The sequence below is a fragment of the Novosphingobium sp. P6W genome, from assembly GCF_000876675.2.
Classification (GTDB): Bacteria; Pseudomonadota; Alphaproteobacteria; order Sphingomonadales; family Sphingomonadaceae; genus Novosphingobium.
In genome coordinates this window covers 170281-191665 of the sequence record NZ_CP030354.1, presented here as the reverse complement: position 1 = coordinate 191665, position 21385 = coordinate 170281, and the positions used below count along the sequence as shown (strand labels likewise).

Sequence of the window (21385 nt, the reverse complement as noted above, 5' to 3'; positions counted from 1 at the left end):
GAGAGGGGCGGCCGATGCGATCCGCAATCTGCCCGGCCGGCAACGATGCGGTCATGGCCACGTCAAATGAAGACGCAAAATACTATGTGGGCATCGCGACCCTCGATATGGTGACTGATGTCAAAATGGTGGTTTCCGGATGTTTCCGGAACAACCTGTTTTGCAGTGGGCACCGGGTGAAACGCTATCTGTATTCGTAACGGCATCATACGGTACGCAACGAGGCGAGGGTCTGCGGGGCATGACTGAGCGACTGAAGAGAGCCTTGATCCTTACGGCCGCCACGGCGCTGGCTTTGCTCGTGTTCTGTATCGACAGCATCGCGGAATACGATTTCGCGATTTCAATCCTGTATCTGGCCGTGCTTGTCCTATTTTCGATCGCATGCAGCGCCAAGGTTGTCGCGCGAGCGGCGCAGGTTTGTGTCGTGCTTACCGTCCTTGCCTGGACGCTTGTCCACTTTCACACGCCGTCGCCAGCAAACGCATTGCGATGTTTGTTCGCCTGCGTCGCCATCAGCGTAACTGGAGCATTACTGGTTGGGCGCAAGCGCCTCGAGGCAACCAAGCAGGACCTTGAACGCAGCAGATCCGAAGTCGAACTTTTTGCCAATTCTGTACCGTACGTCTTGTGGCGTTCCAACCCCCAAGGCGTGATCGAGTATTTGAATGAGAGTTGGACTGCAGTGACCGGTCTCGATCGCTGGAAGGTGGTAGCCGAACACAGTTACAATGATGTGGTGCACCCCGACGATCTAGAAGTGTTGCACAACGCCGTTACGACGGCCGTAACAAACCGAACGATCACGAATTTGAAAGTCCGGGTCCGGCAGGCAAACGGATTGTACCGCTGGATGCAGATATACGACAATCCAGTACTTTCCCCTTTGACCGGTCAGGTTGATCGTTATGGCGGCCTGTCCGACGTGCATGACGAAGTCGTTGCGAAAGACGAACTTCAGATCGTCCGCAACGAACTGGAAGCTAGCGAGGCCGAACTGACCAACTTTACGGATTCGGTACCGCAGATATTGTGGCGGGCCGATGGTAACGCAAACATTGATTTCTTCAACCGTCGATATACAGAGGTCACCGGCCGTGACCCCCAGCAGACGATCGCGCGTCAGGATTACATCGAGGACTATCATCCCGATGATCGTGACGGGTTCCTCCATCTGCTAAATCAAGCGTTTTCGAACCGCACGGAGCTGCGGGCAAACTATCGACTGCGTCATGCAGATGGTTCCTACCGCTGGATGTCTCTCGTTGGGCGTCCGGTTCGCGTGGCGGATGATTCCGACGAGATACGCTACTATGGCGGCATCACCGACATTCATGAAGAGGTGATGGCGCACCGGGCCGTGCGAGAGTTGAACGAGACGCTGGAACATCGCGTCGCCGAGCGAACCTCCGAGCTTATGCGAACCGAACGTCGCTACGCAGGTCTTTTCGATGTCAGCAATATGACCTTCGCGGAAATGGACTTCAGTGCGGCAGAGAAAATTCTGGACGGCATCAAGAATACGGGTGTCACCAATCTTCGTTCGTATATGACAGCACACCCCCAAGAGCTCGCGCGCACGTTGGAAGCCGTCAGAACGGTTCGGGTCAACGAAGCGTTGGCACACCTGATGGGATACGATCTCGTCGCTGAACTTGTCGCGCAGCCTGCCGCCAGCAACGCCGATGACGGTCACGATATGCTCATCAGGCAGCTCGAAATGTACTATTATGGCGTCAACCACATTGATGGTAGAACTGTGCTGGCCGGACGAGGTGGGCTGAGAATTCCGGTCTATTTCACGGTGACCAGGCTACCCGATGGATTGCACCTATCCAGCCACGTGGATCTCTCGGATCAGGAACGCATCGAAGAAATGCGCCGGGCCGCGCAAGCGGAACTGGCACGCGCGAACCGCGTCGCCACTGTAGGTGCCTTTTCCGCATCGATCGCCCATGAGTTGAACCAACCGATTGCATCGATGTTGATGGACGCCCAGACCGGACTTAGGCTTGCTGAACGCGAAATTCCAGACATGGAGACGATCGGCCGAATTCTCCTGCGTGTCGAAAAGACCGCCCAGCGCGTCGCCGGTATCGTGCAGCGAACTCGCGAGAACATCGTTGCTGGGCGACGTACAGTGAAGGCCATCGACATTTGCCGCTTAGCTCATGATACCCGAGACCTACTGGAACAGGATCTGAAGCAGGCTGGGGTGGAGATGGAAATTCTGTGCCAAGGCGCGGTTCCTTTAATAAAGGGGGATCCTGTCGAACTGCAGCAGGTAATTGTTAACCTGGTGAACAACGCTGCCGATGCAATGCGCGACCAGTCCAGCGCGCGTCGGATCATCCTGGAGGTACTCTCTGAGGAGGCAGTCGTGCGCGTCGAGGTGACTGATACCGGCCCAGGTATTCCAGAAAGCGATCTGGAACGGCTGTTTGAACCGTTCTTCACGACCAAATCGACCGGAATCGGCATGGGTCTTCAGATCTGCCGTTCCGCCGTGGAGGCAATGGGCGGACAGTTGACGGTGACCAATCGGACAGGAGGCGGGGCGAGCTTTTCGTTCGACCTTTCGCTTGCCGGCGGCGATCCGCGCCCGTCGTCTGACAACCTCGTCTAAAAGGTTTGCCATCCACCGAGCGGCATGGTCTAGGCCGCTAGGCTTCAACGCCCTTAAAACGCTACCTGATGACGCCCTGCCCCATACCATCGTGCAGCGAATATCTGCCAACCATTCGGGGTAACGCTATGGGACAAATTGGCGCGGAATAAAGGGTTCGATATGTCTGAACACGTTCGGGGCGTCCGGCGGCCGCGCATCGCAATTGCGGGAGCGACGGGCCGCGTCGGTGCCGCGCTCATCGCAAACCTTGCGGTCGATGCGGTTGACATCGTCGCACTCACTCGCAATCCAAAATCCACGCGATTGCCTGCGGGAGTCGATACGGCCGAGGTCAACTTTGACTTAGCGTCAACACTCTCTTCGGCTCTTCAGGGCGCGAACCGTCTTTTCCTTGCGCACGGAACGTCCGAGACGCAGGTTGCAAACGAGATAGCGCTGATCGGAGCGGCCGTCGGTGCCGGGGTATCACACATTGCAAAACTATCCGCTCTCGGCCCACCTACACGGCTTCATCCATTCGACTGGCATATGAAGATCGAGGCGCACTTGGCGACTTGTGACGTGGGGTACACTATCCTGCGGCCAAGCTGCTTCGTGGATGTCCTCGCTAGAGCACAAGCTCCGGTTGCTCAGGGCACCTGGGGCGGAACCGCCGGAGACGGTCGCGTCAACCTGATCGACACACGCGATATCGCCGATATCGCTCGCCTCGCTTTGATTGATGATCAATTCCTCAATGCGCAACGTGCCTATCATCTGACCGGACCCGGAACCGTGAGCATGCCAGAAATCGCCATCGAGTTGTCCCGTCTCATCGGTCGGCCAGTAACGTATCAACCTCGCACGGAACAGGAGCACCGAGCGGTCCTCATTGCATCTGGCGTTAGCGAGATGGTCGCTGACCTGCTGCTCGGCCTGGACCGCATTTTCCGCGACGGCGTTCTTGCCGAAACGACCAACACTGTAATCGACCTTACCGGCAAGAAACCACGTTCCGTTTTCGAGTGGCTGACCGACCACTTATCTTCGTTTGAAACGCCGAACCGGTAATCGGCTTTCTAGACTCACGAGCGCACGTCGATTTCAAGCGCTCCTGCCCATTTATAAGGGCCACGGCACCGGCCTCTCCAACTCGGCACCATGCCGCGATCGTCCTTGGCTACGAGCGGTGTGGCGAGCCTCGATAAAAATTTGCCCGCTAAGGACAAGGTGATGGACGAAGAAAACAAGGCTCCGATCCTCCAATGGGAACTGCTCACAAAAAAGCGGGCGAGTGCCACGCGAGGCGTCCCGCCTGGGACCGAAGACCTCAACTGGATCGCCAATACGGCGACCTTATTCTGGGGCGAGCGAGACGCCGTGCTGGTTGACACATTCCTCAGCGACGCACAATCGAGCGAACTCGCCGACTGGATCGAGAGTAAAGGGCGCATACTGCGCACCATTTATCTGACTCATGCACATCCGGATCATTTCTTCGGGCTCACATTACTCCTCCGGCGCTTCCCGACTGCCCGTGCAATCGCGCGGCCAAACGTAGTCTGCACAGCGACATCGCAGTTGAAGGGTCAGCGACATCGTAGATGACGTGTGGGGGGAAGCGGAGGCCGGGCGCAGCCCGGACGTAGCTTCCCCCCACACGGGCGCGGGTTTCCCCGTGCCGTTGGCGGCGACAGCGGTCAGGATGGTCCGATCTTCAACGCCAAGAAGAGGATCGGATGCCTGGCCGTCCCATCACCGACCAACAGCAGAGGTACTACATGTACCTTCGTCAAAAACACCCGCAAAAAGCGGCCGCCGCCATGGCGGGCTTTTCCACCAGCACGGGCTACCGGACAGAGAAAGATCCCCGGTCGCCATCGGAGCGTCGCCGGGCGCGACGTCATGGCGGCGGCAGGCCTGATCCGCTCGCCGAACTGTGGGATAAAGAAATCGTGCCTTTGCTCGAGAGCACGCCGGGCCTGAAGCCCATCTCTATTCTTGGGGAGCTGGAGCAACGCCACCCCGGTCTCGATCTGACACCAGCCCGCAGGACCCTGGAACGCCGGATACGGCTATGGAAGGCCGAGTATGGACCAGAGCGTGAGGTCATCTTCCGGCAGGACCATCCGCCAGGCCGACAGGGCATGTCGGATTTCTTTGACGCCCGCGATCTGAAGGTCACCATTTCCGGCGATCCGAGCCCGCACCTGATCTATCACTTCGCGCTGGTCTATTCCGGGTGGGAGCATGCCGAGGCCGTGCAGGGAGGAGAAAGCTTCACGGCGCTGGCCTGCGGCCTTCAGAATGCGCTGTGGCAGCTTGGCGGCGTGCCGCACGAGCATCGCACCGATAGCCTCTCCGCGGCGTTCGCCAACCTGGAGCAAGATGCCCAGGAAGATCTGCGGACCCGCTATGCCGCCCTGTGCGCCGATTACCAGATGGAGCCCACCCGCAACAATCGCGGGGTCGCCCATGAGAATGGGTCCATAGAAAGCCGTCATGGTCACCTTAAGGATCGGCTCGATCAGGCACTCCAGTTGCGCGGGACACGTGACTTCGCCTCCATCGAGGACTGGCGCACGTTCCTCGCCCAGATCGTGGGCCGCCACAATGCCCGCCGGCGCGATGCCTTGCGCATCGAAGCTGAGCACCTGCGCCCGTTACCTTCGATCCGCAGCTGCGATTATGATGAAGCTACGGTGCTCGTCACCTCATCGGGCGGCTTCGTGCTGCGCAAGGTCTTCTACACCGTGCCTTCCCGGCTCATCGGCCATAGCCTGCGAGCCAGGATCTTCGATAACCGGATCGACCTTTATCTGGCCGGGCAGCCCATCGAGACCCTGCCACGCGGGAGGGCGCCCGATCGCGGACGGGGCGGTCATGACCACGTCGTCAATTATCGGCACGTGATCCACAGCCTGCGTACCAAGCCCCACGCGCTGGCAAACCTTGTCTATCGCGACAAGCTCTTCCCTCGCAGCGAATATCGCCGCTGCTGGGATGCTCTGGAGGGTGCGCTTCCCAAAGCCGCCGCATGCCGCATCATGGTGGGGCTGCTGTGGCTTGCGCATGACCAGGCCTGCGAGGCTGAGCTCGCCGCGACCCTGACCGGCATACTCGATGACCAGGGTTTACCCGATCTGAAGGATCTGCAGGAGCGCTTCCAACGGCCCGGCAAAGAGCCGGCCGATGTGGTCGTCGATATTCCCCAGCCTGACACATACGACGATCTGCTCACCGCCAGGGAGATGGCCGCATGAGCATCACTGTCGACACCGCCCAACTGCCCATGTTGCTGGGCACGCTGCGTCTGCCCACCATTGCCCGTCTCTGGCCGGACTTCTGTTCACGCGCGGACAAGGAGGGGTGGCCGGCTTCGCGCCTGCTGGCAGCCTTGGCCGAACTGGAACTCGCCGAACGCGAACAACGCCGGATCCAGCGCCATCTTACAGAAGCAAGGCTGCCTCCTGGCAAGACCCTGGATGCCTTCGACTTTAGCCTCGTTCCCACCTTGAGCAAGGCCCAGGTCATGGCTCTGACCCAAGGAGATGCCTGGCTCAAGGCGGGCCACAATCTTCTGGCATTTGGTCCGCCCGGTGCCGGTAAGAGCCACGCCGCAGCCGCCATCGGCAACGAGCTCGTCGCGCGCGGATACCGGGTCTTCTTCACCCGGACCACCGATCTCGTCCAGCGTTTGCAGGCCGCACGCCAGTCCCTGACCTTGACCCAGGAGATCGCCAGGCTCGACCGCTTCGACCTGCTCATCCTCGATGACCTGTCCTACGTCCGCAAGGACCAGGCCGAGACCAGTGTCCTGTTCGAACTCATCTCTGCCAGATACGAAAGACGCTCCATCATGATCACCGCCAACCAACCATTCAGCGGTTGGGATTCCATTTTTTTGGATAAGGCAATGACTGTCGCCGCCATCGACAGGCTCGTTCACCACGCCACTATCCTGGAAATGAACGTCGAGAGCTATCGCAGGCGATCCGCCCTGGCCGCAGCGACATCGCTCCGCGACAGTGCTCCTGATCCAGCGACATCGCCCAGCGACATCGAAACCGTGCCAGCGACATCGCTGCTCGACAACGCCTCTTGATCCAGGCCAACCTCGTGTGACACTATCCCCAACGTCACCGCTGACACATCACCATCAATGTCGCTGACCAGTCACCGACGATGTCGCGCTACACGTAGTCGCCGCGATGCGAACGACGATTTCCCCTGATGCGTTGGAACAAAACTGGAAAAAGCGGTTCCCTGGACTTGCACCCGACCACCTCAGTATCGCGCATGCTCTCGAAGAAAAATGCTTTGAATTGGAGGGGCACGAGTTTCGCGTCATCGACCTGGGTCATACGGACACAGACGATACCACCGGCCTGTACGTTCCCTCGCTCGACCTGATGATCGCTGGCGACGCCGTGTATAACGAAACGCACCCATTCCTAGTCGAGACCGATAAAATGGGCCGCCAGCGATGGCTTGCCGCCCTTGATCGGATTGCGGTCCTCGCGCCGAAGGATGTTATCGTCGGCCATGGGCCGCTAGAACCCGACAACCGATCCGACCATATCGAAGCGACGCGCAAGTACATCCTTGATTTTGATCGCATCGATTCCCAGACATGCAGCGCGCGTGAGATGTACGACCAGATGCTGGAGCTTTACCCCCGCCGCATTAACCCCGGATCGCTGTGGGGCAGCGCCGTTAACGCCAAGGGCGGCGGTTGATCTCGGCTGCGATTTTCGCACTGAACCCGCAGGCCCGAGACTATGAACACGGTCCCTCTGTCCGCCAACCCGAGCATTTCGCGCGGGTGCCTGTATTGAGGAGAGTCTGGTCGGCATGGGGTACCCCGTCCTTATTCGTGCCTGATCGACATCGTGGACCTGCTAGAGATCAGCAGATGCACACAACACGCAGGGACCGTGCGACCAGCCTCTGTCCCGCCCCATGGCATTGCCCCGTTCGTTCGTCGATTTCGGACATATCGCCGAACGGTCGCCTGATGATCCTGAAGACCTCCGGCGCGACGAATACCCGGCTGCGGGCATATCCGGTCCGTTCGCCCCGAATTCCCGCGCCGACCAGTTGATCGATCCAGCGAACCGCGTCATCCCGACCAGAGTCGCCTCCACCAAGGAAGCTTCTCATCGGAGGCGTCGGCAAGTATCAGCAGCGCCGCTCCGAACTCCTTGGCCACCGCGCCCACCGTTATGCCATAGCGTTGCGCCACATCCTCATAGGAAGTCTCATCGCGTCCGAGGGATTGGAAGATTTGGCGCTGGAGCGGTGTCATGCGGGCAAGCGCTGCGCTCGAACGCCAACGAAACTCCCGGTGAGAAAGGCCAAGCAATGCCGGCCCCTCCCCTTTCCGATCTTTAACTGCCCTGCCCTTGGAAGCCCTGCCCCAAACCCGTCGATTGAAGATCGTGCGCACCGTATGCCTCCTGTCCTGCCCCAAACCATCATGGCTCCCCGGAAAGGGCGGGGGTGGGCGGCGAAGCGACCGGACAGGACCGCCACCAAGCGGCGCCGGCATCCGCACGGACCGGAACGCGAGTGGAGGAGCCGGTCCCGAAGGGCCGGCTTGCCTGGGATGCGGGCGGTTCTAGAAGGGAGCGCGCTCACCCTCGCCACTCCGGGAGAGGCCTAAAAAAAACGCCGGGAGCGAGGCATTCGCGCCCGCCATCATCGCGGCCGGGGCCGCCCGTCGAGCTGGGCCAGCGATCGTCACCGAATGGCCAAGACCGGCGTAGCGGGCTCGGGGCCGAGGTAGGGGGCTATGGGCTGCGGCCCATAACCCAACGGCCTAGAGCGCGGTCGTGCCGTAGGCGCGAGGCGCCGCCCCTCTTGTGAACCTGAGTGATCTTAAGAACGCGAACCAATCTAGACCGTTTCCAGCCCCTGCTCTGGTTCGTTCGCGGCAGCAAGGACAGGGAGCGGATTACAGCATGGGTCGATACACTCCCGCTCCCGGACCGATTGCCGCACAATATTTCCCGTCAGCTAGAGTAAGATAGCCCCGTTGCCATGCCGCGAGCGCCCGCACCTAATGCTTAGGAACAAAAACTATCGAAACCGAGACATTTTCGAAGCAATCACCGCTTGACGATCCGTCTAAGACCAAAGAACTTCCTTTGACAAATGCGGTGGATTTGGCGCGTTCTGCATGGACCACTGGAATTCGCGATCAGATAGCGAATTGTTTTAAATGGCTTTTCTGCCTTCAGATTTAAAAACTGATTGGGATTTCGCGCAACAGGCCAGAGCATGCGCGAATTGTCAGTTGGCAAATGGCCGGCGTCAGAGAGCAGCATTAGCAACTGACGCGCGAATCCCAGGCGGGTTTGACTTCCACTGCCAATTCTGCTCTCTAAACGCGAACCGATCAGCATTGGCTGAATCGAAAGGGCGCTGGCGAGCATGACCTATACCGTAAACACTCTGCGAGCGATCACCCGGTCATGCGAGGAGATGCGCGACCGCGTCAAAAAGATCGTCTTCAAACCTGAAGACCGCAAGGTGCTCGACTTGACCTTCGGGCCCGGCGTCGCGGCCGATCTGGTCGGACGTACCCCAGAAGCTTTGGCCAAGGCCGAAAAGGAAGGCCGTCTCGCGCCGCCTAAGCAGCAGCCGAACGGGCGACGCTATTACACCTTGGAAGATCTAACGCGCATCCGTGAAGCCCTCGGCATCCACTCCGGAAAGGCCGAAGATGAAGACGCGGTTGTCATTGCGGTCCAGAACTTCAAAGGCGGGGTGGGGAAATCAACGATTACGAAGCATTTCGCCGATTACCTGGCACTGCACGGTTACAAGGTGCTGGTGATCGACTGCGACCCGCAGGCATCGACCACGACCATGTTCGATATCCAGCCCGAGACGCTTCTCGATGACGAACAAACGCTTGGCCAGTATCTCTCACCGCGCAGCACTTTTGACGATTTTCCCAAGGCAATCCGCGATACCGCCTGGCCTACCATCAAGATTATCCCGTCAAGTCTGGGGCTGCAGGACGCGGAATGGGATCTGACAGCGACTCTCCGCGAGGGCGGTCAGGCGGTGCGCGAGGGACTGCAGCGACTCCGGATCGGCATTTCGAGCGTAATCAAAGATTTTGATGTGATTCTTATGGATCCGCCGCCAGCAATGGGTTTCCTCGGCCTTAATGTGATGGCTTCTGCAACAGGTTTGCTGATCCCCGTTCCTGCCCGGCAACTGGACTACCTGTCGACGATCCACTTCATGGATACGATCGCAGAAAACATCGAAGTGCTCGAAGCGAATGGAACGCCGGTCAATTATGGCTTCATCCGTGTCGTGTGCTCGACCTATACCCCCAGCAAGCCTGGGGAGCATGATATGTGGAAGATGATGCAGGCGACCTACGCGAACTTCCTGCTCAGTCAGCCGATCCTCGCCTCCGAGGAGATCAAGAATGCTACGCAGGCTTTCCGATCCGTGTACGAGAGCAAGCCATCGGCCTCGCACGCAACGTACAACCGTTGCCGTGAAAATCTGGACCTAGTGTTTGGCGAGGTCGTACAGCAGGTGAGGCAGCAGTGGCCGTCGACCAGCATGGCCGGGCGCTCTGAGCCCTTGGCGAGCGTTGCGGCATGAGCCGGCGGTCCCTCATCTCCGAGGCGTTGGCCTCGACGCCGGCAGAACCGATTGCCGCGGCCGAAGATGCGCCCCGGACTGAACCGCGCACGACTTTCACCAGCCGCAGGCTCGATGCGTTTGGTGAAGCATCGCGAATGGTCAAAAAGCCGTCGATCCGGCTGAAACCTGCCGAATGTTCGGTCTGGGCAGGAAATGCCCGCGACTATGCACTTCTTAACGAGGAACGCCTTCGCAGCCTCATCGACTCTATTCAGGCGGAAAACGGCAACCGCATTCCCGTAGTGGTTCGGCGAACCCCAAAAGCCGAATTACCTTACGAACTCGTAATCGGAACCAGGCGCCATTGGGCGGTGAACTGGCTTAATACCAATCATTACCCGGAGATCGAGCTCGTCGCGATCATCGAGGATATCGATGATGAAGCGGCATTCCGACTTGCGGACATCGAGAACCGAGAGCGCGAGGACATTTCGGATCTGGAGCGCGGTCTCAACTACAAGACTGCCGTCGACACCTACTACGAAGGTGTACAGTCGCGGATGGCAGAAAGGGTCAAGCTCTCTAAATCGAGCTTGGCGCGGTACATCGGTCTCACGGAAATACCGAAATCGGTCGTGAGCGCTTTCAATTCCCCAATGGATCTTCAGGTTCGCCATGGCGACAAGCTGCTTCCGCTCGTGCGAAATCCTGCGACGCTAGCCAAGGTCGAAGAGGCCGCTGCTCATATTGCGAACGAGCAAAGCTTTCGTCAGTCCGGAGACGAGGAGCCGATCTCAGGCGCTGAGGTCGTTGCCCGCCTGATCCAGGCCACGACTGCTCCCCGCCGCGGCCGTTCTCAAAAGACTGTGATCGAGGCAAACGGATCGCATATTGGCCAGATCGATCGCGATCAAGGTCGTGGTCTCACGTTCACCTTGACGCCAACTGACGTTTCCGCGGATGCGATCCTCGAAGCTTTGCGCCCTCTTATCGAGAACGCCAAGATCCTGCGAAGGTGATGAAGATGAACTTCAAGAGTGTGACTTTGCAACGCTGTGAAGTGCAACTTAACGTAGTGATTTCAACGACTTGATTGCGTTTTCCCACGCGTGGGACGGCCGAGGTACTGATGGGTTTGCAGCGTGACTTCTGATAACTCGCCACCGCCTGGAAGCGGTCGCAAAGTTCAGTTTGAGATGTTTTTCACGCTGCCCGATTTCAGCGACATCTCGCTGCGCGATTATCAGGAGACGATGCAACGTCCTTTTTTCAGTCTGGCGAAGAAGAAGCGGCTGAAGCCGATCGAATATCTCAGTCCAGATAAATCCGTTCGAGTGCACGTCTCGGCCAACCCGGAATATGGGATGGCAACGATCTGGGATGCGGATCTCATGATCTATCTGGCATCACATTTAAATGAACTGCGTGAACGCGGTGACAACGACCTATCTCCCACCATCCGCCTCCAACCGGGTGACCTGCTGAGGCGCGTTTGCTGGGGGGTGAGTGGCCGGGCATACGAGCGCTTGATCGCCGCTCTCGACCGACTTCAAGCCACGACGATCAAGACAAACATCAGAGCCAACTCGAAGACCCGAGAAACAACCTTTTCGTGGATCGACAGCTATACGCACTTGGTGGATGAGAAGACCCAGCGTTCCCTCGGAATGGAAATCACCCTCTCCAAGTGGTTTTTCGAGGGAGTGATGGACAAGCGCAACGTTCTGGCGATTTCACCGCTCTATTTCGAGATCACCAGCGGCCTAGGGAAATGGTTATATCGCGCAAGCCGGAAACATGCCGGCGGCAATGGCGCGGAAGGTTTCACAATCGGCTTCGAAACGCTCCATCAGAAAAGCGGGAGTGAAAGCTCTCTCCCCTCGTTCAAGAACAAGATTATCGAACTCGCACGCGCCAATAATCTTCCTGAAATCGACCTCGAGGTAATCGGGGCAGAAACTCCGCGGCCGAAGCTGAAGATGGTCATGCGCAAGTTTTTGAGCGATCAGAAGACTTCGGCTGTCGAAACCCGAGCAGAGCGAAACGCCGCTTCACGTGCGAGCCCCCACTCCCCTCCTCGCGAGGCCACAAAAATTGCCTCGAATGCTGATGCGGATTATGTCGACCCCAGCCTGACCCGCGGATTGCTAGCGCAAGCCGCCACTCGGCTGAAGTACGATAGCGCCGGTTCGGATCCTCACAATCCGATTTATGCAGAAGCTGCCGCTCAAAAGCCGAGCCCGCGCCGCGGCGATCGCGCGCACGACGTTCTGGATGCCGACGTCTACGAAGCCATCCAACGCGAATGCCCTGGTTGGGACCTTGACGTTCTGATGAAGACCTTCGATGCCTTCCTTAATCGGAATCCGAACGAGCTACCCCGCAACTACTCGAAGCGCTTCTATGGTTTCATGAAGAAGCATCACGAGCGTAACAAATATCAACTGCCTGGATATTAGTCGCCGCTCGCAGCGGCGCGCGGGATAACGTCGAACGACATCTCGCAGCCCCCCTCCCTGCCCCAGCCTCCCCGGTCCCAGCCCCCCCTGCCCCTGCACTACCACTCTAGCGCGGAGGCGGACCTGTGCGCGACGGCTACCCAATTCACCCTCAGCCTTGGTCTTTGGATAGACTAACCTACGCTAGAGATAATGGGCGGGATTCCGCGATCTTGCCGATCCGACCGCTGCGCTGGCATATTCGACGGTCTGGGCATTCCCGCAAAAAACGAAGCTGTGAAAAACGAGGATTGCGGGGATCGGGCCACGGGCCAATCACCTGCGCTGAACAATGCCACTTCAGGTGAAGACGCCTTTTGCGCCGCTATCACACCCAAAGACGTGTTTTCAGAAATCGGCGGATTTGGCTCTTCCGGACATATAACGAGTCTGGAACTGCTGATTGCCAGCTTTGCCTGCGCAGCAGTTAGTGATTCTAAAAACACGTCGACGAAATCGGTGCTCCCGTGCGAAAGGCGGCCGAGACCTTGCGCCAATATCTGAAGTCGTGGCACCAGCGCGTGCGATGGTCGAGGATCACGACCCGTAAGCTTTCCTGCAATCAAAAGCTGTGAGGCAATTCATGTTGCAAATGTTCATTGGCTTGGGTCTCCGAGATGATCGGATGCACCTTCTCGCCTTGGCTGGCGCGGCTCGCTGTATAAAACACTGCGCTACAAACCGCCCCCTCCGGCAGGTTGCTGCTGGAGGGCTCTTCAAAGAGGACACACGTAAAACTGCGAAGAGCGTCCCACAATGAGGCCAGTGGCGTGGCAGGGCAGGGCAGGGCAGGGCAGGGTGCGGCTTTTGGAATTAGCGGCAAAAGGCAGGGAGGCTTCGTTTGCCACTGTATGTAGGAGCCTGACGAAAGCATTCCTTCAGGCTCATCATCAACCTTCCGGATAACACGAGGCTACTAAACGTCGGCTTCCTGAAAACACGACGTAGATGCCGAACTGACGGGGAATGGCTTCCAGTTAAATCAGCCTATTATCGGCGGGTTACCTTCATATTCGGGTGGAACTGCAGTTTTGGATCGGGATCAGCGATTGACCGTAATCCAAGTTATCAACAAGCTGAAACTACCGAGCGTGGTATCAAACGGCGTGGCACGTGGTTTTAGAATCTGGACGACGTGGTATCGAATGCCCTCATGCGTGTTATCAGATTCTATCCACAAGCTGCGACTCGCGGTGTTCTGGAGAGATCGGCTCGCAACGAGGCCCCCTTAACTCCCTAACTTAAGAATCATAACCACCTTAACCGCGCGCCTTCGGCGGATATTGAATTGAGATTTTCAAGATGAGAGAGGGAAGGGGGGCTTCGAGGATTCAGCAAACCTTCCTACCGAGCAGCGCGGGAACGCTCCTGCGCCGACTATGAGCCACCACCGCTTCATCGCCCATTCTACGCTTCGGTATCTGCTGAACCGAATGGCCGTGCCAGAGGCAGCCACTAGCTGTGGCGATATACTGATATCCGTCCGACAAGAAGCACTCGACCTATCCGTCAAGAATGTGCGTGACCGACACGGCATAACGATAGGGGATCGTACGCTCCGTGTGCTCAGAGCTCACCCCAAGCGATCGTTGTCCAGAGGGGAGGAACATTCCCATCGCGACGAAGAGACGATGATCGGATCGATTATTCTCTGCGCTATAAGCGCACAAACTCCGCGACTGCCCGCGTGGCACAAGCGAACCGAGCGCTCAGGAATGTGATCTGCCCCCACCGAGTGGACCGTTTGGTTTGTTAGTGGATTAAGCCCATCGCCGCCATATCCGGTCGGAGGTGGAGCGAAGCGGAACCGGAGGCCGGATATGGCGGTGTCGCCGTTTCAGGTGCCGGTGGTCGGTATCCCAGACTGCTATGCGGGCGGACGGTGTTGTAATGCCGCCGCCAAGCTTCGATCAGCACCTTGGCTTCGGCGAGGCTGTAGAAGATCTCGCCGTTGAGCAGTTCGTCGCGAAGCGACCCGTTGAAGCTTTCGTTATAGCCATTCTCCCATGGTGATCCCGGCGTGATGTAGAGCGTCTTCACGCCGATCTGCCCCAGCCATTGCTGGACGGCGGTCGCGATAAATTCGCTGCCATTATCGGACCGTATATGTGCCGGAGGGCCGCGCGAGATGAACAGGTCGGCTAAGGCCGCCAGAACATCCTCATGCCTGAGCCGACGCGCCACGACGAGCGCCAGGCACTCCCGGCTGGCCTCATCGATGATGGTCAGGATGCGGAACTTGCGGCCATCATGCGTGCGCCCTTCGACGAAGTCGTAGGCCCATACATGTCCCGGATATTCCGGCCGCAGGCGGATGCAGGATCCGTCATTGAGCCATAGACGCCCGCGCTTTGGCTGGCGCTGCGGGACTTTCAGTCCTTCACGCCGCCATATCCGCTCGACACGTTTATGGTTCACCGTCCACCCTGCATGGCACAGCAACGCCGTGACCCGGCGGTAGCCGTAACGACCATATTGCTTCGCCAATGCAATGATGTCCTCGGTCAGTGCCTGTTCGTCATCCGCCCCGCGCGGCATCTTGCGCTGCGTCGATCGATGCTGACCCAGCACCCGGCATATCCGTCGCTCGGATACCGGAAACTCTCGTCGCACATGATCAATGCAGCGTCGCCGCCGCGCGGGGCTTAGAAGTTTCCCTTTGCCGCCTCCTGCAGGATCAGCTTGTCCAGCGTCAGGTCCGAGATCGCACGGCGAAGCCGCTGGTTCTCCTTCTCCAGATCCTTCATCCGCCGCGCCTGATCGGTCTTCAGGCCGCCATACTCCTTGCGCCACCGATAATAGGTCTGCTCGCTGACCGCGATCCGCCGGCATGCCTCGGCAGTCGAGGCTCCCTGCGCTAGCACAATCTCAACTTCACGCAGCTTGCCGATGATCTCTTCCGGCTTGTGCTTCTTGCTCGGCATTCAATGCCCCTTTCATGGTCCAGACTATCATAGTCTCTGGGCCACTCAGCGGGGGGCAGATCAAATGAAGGGTCGCCTCAAAACGTATTCTAAATTTAGAACCAAGAAAGCCGGTCTGTCTGGATAGCCGTTCGACTTGGCTTAACAACACTTCACCAGGGCCGCCACGTCACATTTACATCACTGTGCCGTTGCGGGGTAATTTGCACCAAATTCATTTCCAGTCGGTCCGAGCAGGTCGAGCCATTTGATTTCGGTACGAAGAAACCACGCTTTATCACGTACAGCCTGCGGACCATTAAAGCCGATTGAGAACAAAGACGGAAAACGCCTCCAAGCGCCTAGGAGGGCCTGTAGGGTGCATCATGGGCTAGGGTGAAGGCACAGTGAGGGCCGGAGGCCTAATGGCGCTCTACGGCCCTCCTAGGGGACAAAATTTCGGGCGGAATTGGACGATTTAGTGCAAACGAGCAGTCCCGTCGAGTGCACCTCCCAGCCATTGGTAGAACCGGGGGTGAGCCCCGTGATTCGGATCGCAGATAGCCATCACTATCCTCGCCGCGATCGGGATGGTCGCGCTTCCAAGATTTTGGTGCTCCGCGTGGCGATGGACCAGGCGGGCGCGGAGCGCAAAAAGACCATGCCTGTCGGCGCTTGCGGCAGAGGCCTTGTGAGACTAAATAAGGACTGAATTTAGTCTCTTGGGAAAATTCTTTATGCGACTTTCGACTCAGGTGAGACCGATCAGTTACCTGAAGGCGAATGCCGCCGAGGTGCTCTCAGACCTTGCTGACAGCCGGCAGCCGATGGTGATCACTCAGAATGGCGAGGCAAAGGCTGTGCTGCAGGATGTTGCGTCATTCGAGCAAGGCCAAGAAACTCTGGCGATGCTCAAACTGCTCGCGCTAGGGCAGGGGGATATTGAGGCGGGTCGAACGCGGCCAGCTAGAGCAGTCGTAGAGCGACTGCGGGCAAAGGCAGCGCGCCCGGATGACTGATCGGCGGTTTGTTGTTGAACTGACGCAGGGAGCCGAGGATGATCTCGAAGAAATTCACCGATACCTGACGGCGGGCAGGGGCTTGGACGACGCCGACGCGCTGCTCGATGAATTGCTGCGATCCGTCGACACGCTGGAGCAATTTCCCGATCGGGGCGCAATTCCGAACGAACTGCAAGATCTTGGAATGCGGGAATTTCGCCAGATCCTTCTGCGGCATTACCGGCTGATCTACCGGGTTTTTGAACGGTGCGTTGTCATTCTGATCATCGCCGACGGTCGGCGCGATATGCAGACTTTACTCGAGCGGCGGCTGCTCGGCCGGCCGCACTAAATCTCATATCATGGGGGACAATGGCCCGTGTGCGGTCCCCTTAAAGCAAGAGCGCGGCGAGTGTGGGCCCCGAATTCGACCTTGGCTGTCGCTGAGGCGCGCCGGGATAGCTGCGCCAGCAAAATGCCCGTCTGCAATGGCGATAGTTGGTAGCGCCGCTGACCGAGACTGTCCCTCGGACCGGGACCAGTCGAAAACGAGGGCATATCGCCGCAGCAGGGAGAGGGGCCATTCTCCCTCTCTCTGAACTTGGGCACAGAGTTTCCATCCGGCGATAGCGGGAAGCCAATATGGAGAATGTGCGGGCATATATAATCGCAGAAAATCAGCCGCTTACCCTAAAAGGTAAAGCTAACGGCCGATAAATATACATGTACTGATACTACGGTGCTCTTAACATACGATAAGTGCAGTTATTGCATAACCATTTCATCAGGGCTAAAATGCCTGTCAGACGGCCGAAACGGTGTCGGTTTCGGAATATGGCCGGACTCGTGGGCCTTCCACGTCGCAGCCCGTCGGAGTGTCAGAATAACCCCGGACTCTTTTCAGAATAATCCGGACTCCGCCGCGCGCGCTCAAAACCCGCAACAAGAAGGGTCGTCACAGGCTCTGGTTAAACACGCGCGAGCGACGATCCGATCCTTGCTATTCGGCTCTCAAGATCAGCGATCCGGGCGTTACGTCGCCTTCCGCGTCGAGCGACGACAACGCGGTCGACAAAAGCAGGTGACCAGCGTTTCATCGCTTCGATATTTTGTTGGAGCGCGTCTTCGTCCACCGAGGCGACAAACGTCTCAATTGCCGGCGGCTTATGCTCGCCAAACAGAACTCTCCCAGTCTCGATGCGAGGGTCGAGAATGCCTTTGACCGCGGAGAGCATAGAGCGACGCATGGCCATGCTGGCGATCGCCATCGGGTGCAACTTGTCACTCGAGTGAAATTCGGGCGGATCCGATCCGGGGGTCATGGCCGGACAGACGTAGCTGTTCAGGGGGATGGCGGTCCGTGCCCAGGAACGATGATGGCCGACGAGCAACTGGCAGACGTCGCGCACTTCGTTGAGCAGTTGCTCTGCCGAGGTGAAGTTGAAACGGTGTTGGTCTGGTGTCCTGCCACGAAGGGCGGTCGCCACTGCAACCTCCAACTCGATGACGTGATCCCAGCAATTCATGGCTTTTTGATCGGCGACAAGTGTCTCGGGAGCCGCCCTCTCAAGCGGGCGCCAGCAGCCCCGGCAGATCATGCGCAACGGGCCGCTCGCGGCAGCTGAGAGCCTCCAGCGAAAGCAGCCGCACGCAGCACATCGGTCCTGGAGCGGCCATTTGTGTTTGTGGCAAAAGCCGGATACCGCCAGTACCCAGTGCCGGCGCAGATAGGCTGGCTGGCCAGCGGCATAATCTTCGGCCAGACACCGCGTACACCAGCTCACGTGCAGTCTTGGAATGGGGCGAAGGGTCTCATGCTCAGTCTGGAATGGCGGCGCGTCCCACGCGAGGAAGTCAAGCGGTATGCCCGAATGGCGCGCTCGATGGTGATCTCTGCGAGGCTGGAGGGAGGTACGCCGAACTCTAGCGACACCGCTTTCAACCAGGCAGCTGGCGGGTGAATGTCCGGGAGACGCCAGCGGCCCCTGCGATCGAGAACGACCTTCGGGTCCTGAAAAGCTCGACCGCGGACACGCCAGTTCTGTCGGGCAAGCCAAGAAGTCAGCAGCTCATCGGGAAATGGCGCCGGAGGCGGGATCACGCGACGCGCCGACGCAAAGTCCGGTTGGTATTGGCGATCACCTGCATCGATACTAGGGGAAGCAACAGCGCCTCGTCATCGAAGCTGCTCGCGTCGATCATCTCCCGCTTGTTACGGATCGCGGCGATGGCGAGGGCTTCCATAAGGCGGAAAATCCGACCCGTTACGCCCTGGCTCAGGTTGAGAACGCGTTGACGCACGTCGTTTGCATCGAGCTGCGAGGGCAGGCGCAGCGGAAGCAGTCCGGAAAAGCTGGCCATGAGCTGTCGGAACGCCTGATCGTTGCGCCACGGGACCAGTTCGAATGCAGCAAAACGATCAGCAAGGTTAGGATCGGTCAAGACCGCAATCCGCGCGTCCTCGGTACCGGCGCATACGATTGGTATCTTCAAATCGTTTGTCAGGAAGCGGATCGTATTAAGAAAGATGCGCTGCTGCCGCGGCGACCCGGCCAGCATCTTGTCGATCTCGTCGAGCACGAGAACCCTAACGCCGAGTTCAGCGAGCATTCGACGCGAAAGCGAGCGGAGCGATCGCAGGGACATATGCTCGAACTCTGTGAGGTTCATCGCCAACAGCAGCTCGGTGTAGAACTCCTCCTCGCTTGGTTGCGGAGGCATCTGAACGACCACCACCGGCATTGTCGTGAGCCCGGCGCGCTGGTCGTACGACGAGGCGTGCAGCTCGGCGAACCTATTCACGATCTCGCTCTTGCCCATGCCGGTGGTACCGAACAGCAGGAGGCACGGCATCCGGCCGCGTTGGGGATAGGTCAGCACATCCTCCAGCCGTCTGAGCGCTTCTCCGGCTTGCGGAAGCGCCATCCAGCGGTCTCGCCGCAGCCAGTCGATCCGTTCATCGTCCGGCATCGATGCCGTATCCCGGTAAGCGGGAAACAGGTGATCGTAGAGGGCGGTCATGTTCGCTCCTCGATCGTGAAGGGCACGACAGGTTCGGTATCACAGGGCGGTGCCGCGTCCATTGGCGTTGGCAATGAGAGCATCTCTGAGTGTGGCGGGTCTTGCCCCAGGGCGTAGGATATTCGCTGTGCCGATCTGCGCGCGGATTTAGTCCGGTCGATGGCCTCGACGATTATCCGCCGCTGTTCGCGCACCATTTCGAACAAGGAGTTCTCATCGACTGCAAGGCGTCCGCGTTCGCGCAATGCCTTCACGGCAAGGTCATGCTCAAATTTGGTGATTGGAGGACGGCGCCGATCGCGTAGGGGTACCGTGAGATGCTCGCCATCTGGCAGCTCGACGTAGACGCTCGAAAGATTGAGCGGGCTGTATTTGATCGGGAGCTTTCTGTCGCAGTTCGCGGCGAGGGGCGCCAAAGCGCCGTGCCAGTAGAAAGCGTGAAACAGCTCGACACCTTCCCGCCGAATGCGGCGCATCTCGAAGGGCAGAAAATCGAGAAGGAAACGGTCCGCGTCAGCCGGCAGCCGCAGCGGCACCGCGCGTGTAGTATTGGCATCGTTCCACGCCGTCAGCGGTGGGACGCCCATTTCGCGATGAACCGAACCATGATAAATTCCGACCTGAAGCGTGAACCAGAGCTCAAATTCCTTAAGGGTCATGCACGACTGACCCTCCGCGGCGTAATCGCCTTTTGCCTTCACGTTGGAGAAGGTCGTGCCCGGGAGCAGATGCACTTCGCCAATCATCGTGCCGATCAGGCGCTCAATGTGACCCCCATAGTGCGGTGTGGCGATGGGACGATATTTCAGTTCGATCCCATGCTGCTGGCATCCACGCGCGAGTGCATGGGAATGAAACTCCCGAGCGTTGTCGAGATGGAGGGCATCGGGAATACCATAGACGGGGTATTCGAGCCTGATCTCCAGCTCTTCAAGCCAGGCTGTCTTTCTGAGGACTGCATGGCGAATGGCCATGCCCACCGACGTAGCTGAGGGGCTCTCGAGCGAGATGTAGAAACCAGGGATGACGCGGGTTGCAAGATCGATCTGCAGGGTGAGAGTTGGCCTGCAGAGCGGCCTCCGAAAATGCTCGTCGACTATGATGATATCGGCGGGAGTGTGATCCATCTGGACCACCTGCAAGGCGTGGTCGGCGAAGTATGATCCCACCACAGGCCGGTGACGATCGCTGGCGGCTTTGCGACCGTCGCGTGCCTTCACCAGTCGGTTTCGTTCTACGAGAGCGACGCGTGCTGCGATCGTCCCACGGGCGGGCGGTTTGAGGCTGCCTTCGTGGCATACTTCTTTGACCCTCCGGACCAGTTGGGCCATCGTCGGCTTCGGGCGGGTCAGGTAGAAGCTTTCGATCGTCGTATCGATGATCTGATCCAGTTGTGGATCCAGGCGGGATCCGCCTTTCGGAAAGCCGCGTCCCTGATCCAGAAGCGAGGTCGTGACGGGATCCTTTCGGTATCGTGCGACAAGTTCGAAGACCCTCGTCCTGCTCAGGCTGAGTTCGGCGCAGGCGCACAGGAGGGCAGAACGGGTGAGGGTTGGCATCGCGACGAGCGCACGAATTACCGGCTCGCGATCGCAAGCGATGCGCCATGCGCCGGTATCGGCGCGCGTCAGGGTAGTGCCTGTATCGGCCATCACCTTGCCCACGAAAGCGCTGGAGACTCGCTCAGCGCAGTCCAGTGTTATTCTATCAAAGAATGCTTCAGACAGCGAGAGTCCGCTG

17 protein-coding genes are annotated in these 21385 nt (G+C 58.7%); 11 read left to right on the top strand and 6 right to left on the bottom strand.

Annotation, left to right across the window (positions count from 1 at the left end):
* The first annotated feature begins 241 nt into the window (after positions 1-241).
* The 6 genes from TQ38_RS26630 to TQ38_RS26605 all read left to right on the top strand — a co-directional run bounded on the left by TQ38_RS26630 (position 242) and on the right by TQ38_RS26605 (position 7347).
* Positions 242-2626 (top strand): ATP-binding protein, encoded by a 2385-nt coding sequence (locus TQ38_RS26630; RefSeq protein WP_162792426.1) that lies wholly within the window; start codon positions 242-244, stop codon positions 2624-2626.
* A 162-nt stretch (positions 2627-2788) separates the two neighbouring features.
* The gene (locus TQ38_RS26625; protein WP_043979776.1) at positions 2789-3679 is read left to right on the top strand and encodes an NmrA family NAD(P)-binding protein; all 891 of its coding nucleotides are present in this window, start codon (positions 2789-2791) and stop codon (positions 3677-3679) included.
* A gap of 162 nt (positions 3680-3841) precedes the next feature.
* Entirely contained in the window at positions 3842-4216 is a 375-nt protein-coding gene (locus TQ38_RS26620) for an MBL fold metallo-hydrolase (RefSeq protein ID WP_162792425.1), read from the top strand.
* Positions 4217-4347: 131 nt separating this feature from the next.
* Complete coding sequence (gene istA, locus TQ38_RS26615) at positions 4348-5871, top strand: IS21 family transposase (RefSeq protein ID WP_082057951.1); 1524 nt, start codon at positions 4348-4350, stop codon at positions 5869-5871.
* The gene (istB, locus tag TQ38_RS26610) at positions 5868-6713 is read left to right on the top strand and encodes an IS21-like element helper ATPase IstB (protein WP_043979781.1); all 846 of its coding nucleotides are present in this window, start codon (positions 5868-5870) and stop codon (positions 6711-6713) included. Before istA ends, istB begins: the two co-directional genes overlap by 4 nt.
* Before the next feature lie 106 nt (positions 6714-6819).
* Positions 6820-7347: an MBL fold metallo-hydrolase gene (locus TQ38_RS26605; protein ID WP_162792424.1), complete on the top strand. Its 528-nt coding sequence runs from the start codon at positions 6820-6822 to the stop codon at positions 7345-7347.
* A 383-nt stretch (positions 7348-7730) separates the two neighbouring features.
* Here the strand turns inward: TQ38_RS26605 and TQ38_RS30730 are convergent, their stop codons facing one another.
* Entirely contained in the window at positions 7731-8057 is a 327-nt protein-coding gene (locus TQ38_RS30730) for a hypothetical protein (RefSeq protein WP_205316209.1), read from the bottom strand.
* A 661-nt stretch (positions 8058-8718) separates the two neighbouring features.
* The gene (locus TQ38_RS30245) at positions 8719-9045 is read right to left on the bottom strand and encodes a hypothetical protein (RefSeq protein ID WP_162792423.1); all 327 of its coding nucleotides are present in this window, start codon (positions 9043-9045) and stop codon (positions 8719-8721) included.
* Between TQ38_RS30245 and TQ38_RS26595 the strand changes: the two genes are divergently transcribed.
* From TQ38_RS26595 to TQ38_RS26585, 3 genes are all read left to right on the top strand, one after another.
* Positions 9044-10240, top strand: a complete 1197-nt coding sequence (locus TQ38_RS26595) for an AAA family ATPase (protein ID WP_043979785.1) — start codon at positions 9044-9046, stop codon at positions 10238-10240. The genes TQ38_RS30245 and TQ38_RS26595 overlap by 2 nt on opposite strands.
* Positions 10237-11241: a ParB/RepB/Spo0J family partition protein gene (locus TQ38_RS26590; RefSeq protein WP_043979788.1), complete on the top strand. Its 1005-nt coding sequence runs from the start codon at positions 10237-10239 to the stop codon at positions 11239-11241. Before TQ38_RS26595 ends, TQ38_RS26590 begins: the two co-directional genes overlap by 4 nt.
* A gap of 177 nt (positions 11242-11418) precedes the next feature.
* Positions 11419-12681: a replication initiator protein A gene (locus TQ38_RS26585; protein ID WP_043979791.1), complete on the top strand. Its 1263-nt coding sequence runs from the start codon at positions 11419-11421 to the stop codon at positions 12679-12681.
* A 1791-nt stretch (positions 12682-14472) separates the two neighbouring features.
* Here TQ38_RS26585 and TQ38_RS26580 read toward each other — a convergent pair.
* Positions 14473-15644 (bottom strand): IS3 family transposase gene (locus tag TQ38_RS26580; protein WP_113942024.1). Its coding sequence is split into 2 segments (ribosomal slippage): positions 14473-15380 and positions 15380-15644, totalling 1173 coding nucleotides; the frame shifts between segments, so codons are not numbered across the junction.
* Positions 15645-16360: 716 nt separating this feature from the next.
* Between TQ38_RS26580 and TQ38_RS26575 the strand changes: the two genes are divergently transcribed.
* Together TQ38_RS26575 and TQ38_RS26570 are read left to right on the top strand one after the other, a co-directional pair.
* On the top strand, positions 16361-16642 hold the full coding sequence (locus TQ38_RS26575) for a type II toxin-antitoxin system Phd/YefM family antitoxin (RefSeq protein WP_043980702.1): 282 nt from the start codon (positions 16361-16363) through the stop codon (positions 16640-16642).
* Positions 16635-16976, top strand: a complete 342-nt coding sequence (locus TQ38_RS26570; protein WP_043980700.1) for a type II toxin-antitoxin system RelE/ParE family toxin — start codon at positions 16635-16637, stop codon at positions 16974-16976. The genes TQ38_RS26575 and TQ38_RS26570 overlap by 8 nt, the downstream gene beginning before the upstream one ends.
* 616 nt (positions 16977-17592) lie before the next feature.
* Here the strand turns inward: TQ38_RS26570 and TQ38_RS26565 are convergent.
* The 3 genes from TQ38_RS26565 to TQ38_RS26550 all read right to left on the bottom strand — a co-directional run bounded on the left by TQ38_RS26565 (position 17593) and on the right by TQ38_RS26550 (position 21297).
* Complete coding sequence (locus TQ38_RS26565; RefSeq protein ID WP_162792422.1) at positions 17593-18228, bottom strand: hypothetical protein; 636 nt, start codon at positions 18226-18228, stop codon at positions 17593-17595.
* Between the two features lie 493 nt (positions 18229-18721).
* A complete protein-coding gene (locus tag TQ38_RS26555; protein ID WP_113942096.1) occupies positions 18722-19645 on the bottom strand; it encodes a TniB family NTP-binding protein in 924 nt (307 codons plus the stop codon).
* A complete protein-coding gene (locus tag TQ38_RS26550) occupies positions 19642-21297 on the bottom strand; it encodes a Mu transposase C-terminal domain-containing protein (RefSeq protein ID WP_113942095.1) in 1656 nt (551 codons plus the stop codon). Before TQ38_RS26550 ends, TQ38_RS26555 begins: the two co-directional genes overlap by 4 nt.
* Positions 21298-21385 lie beyond the last annotated feature (88 nt).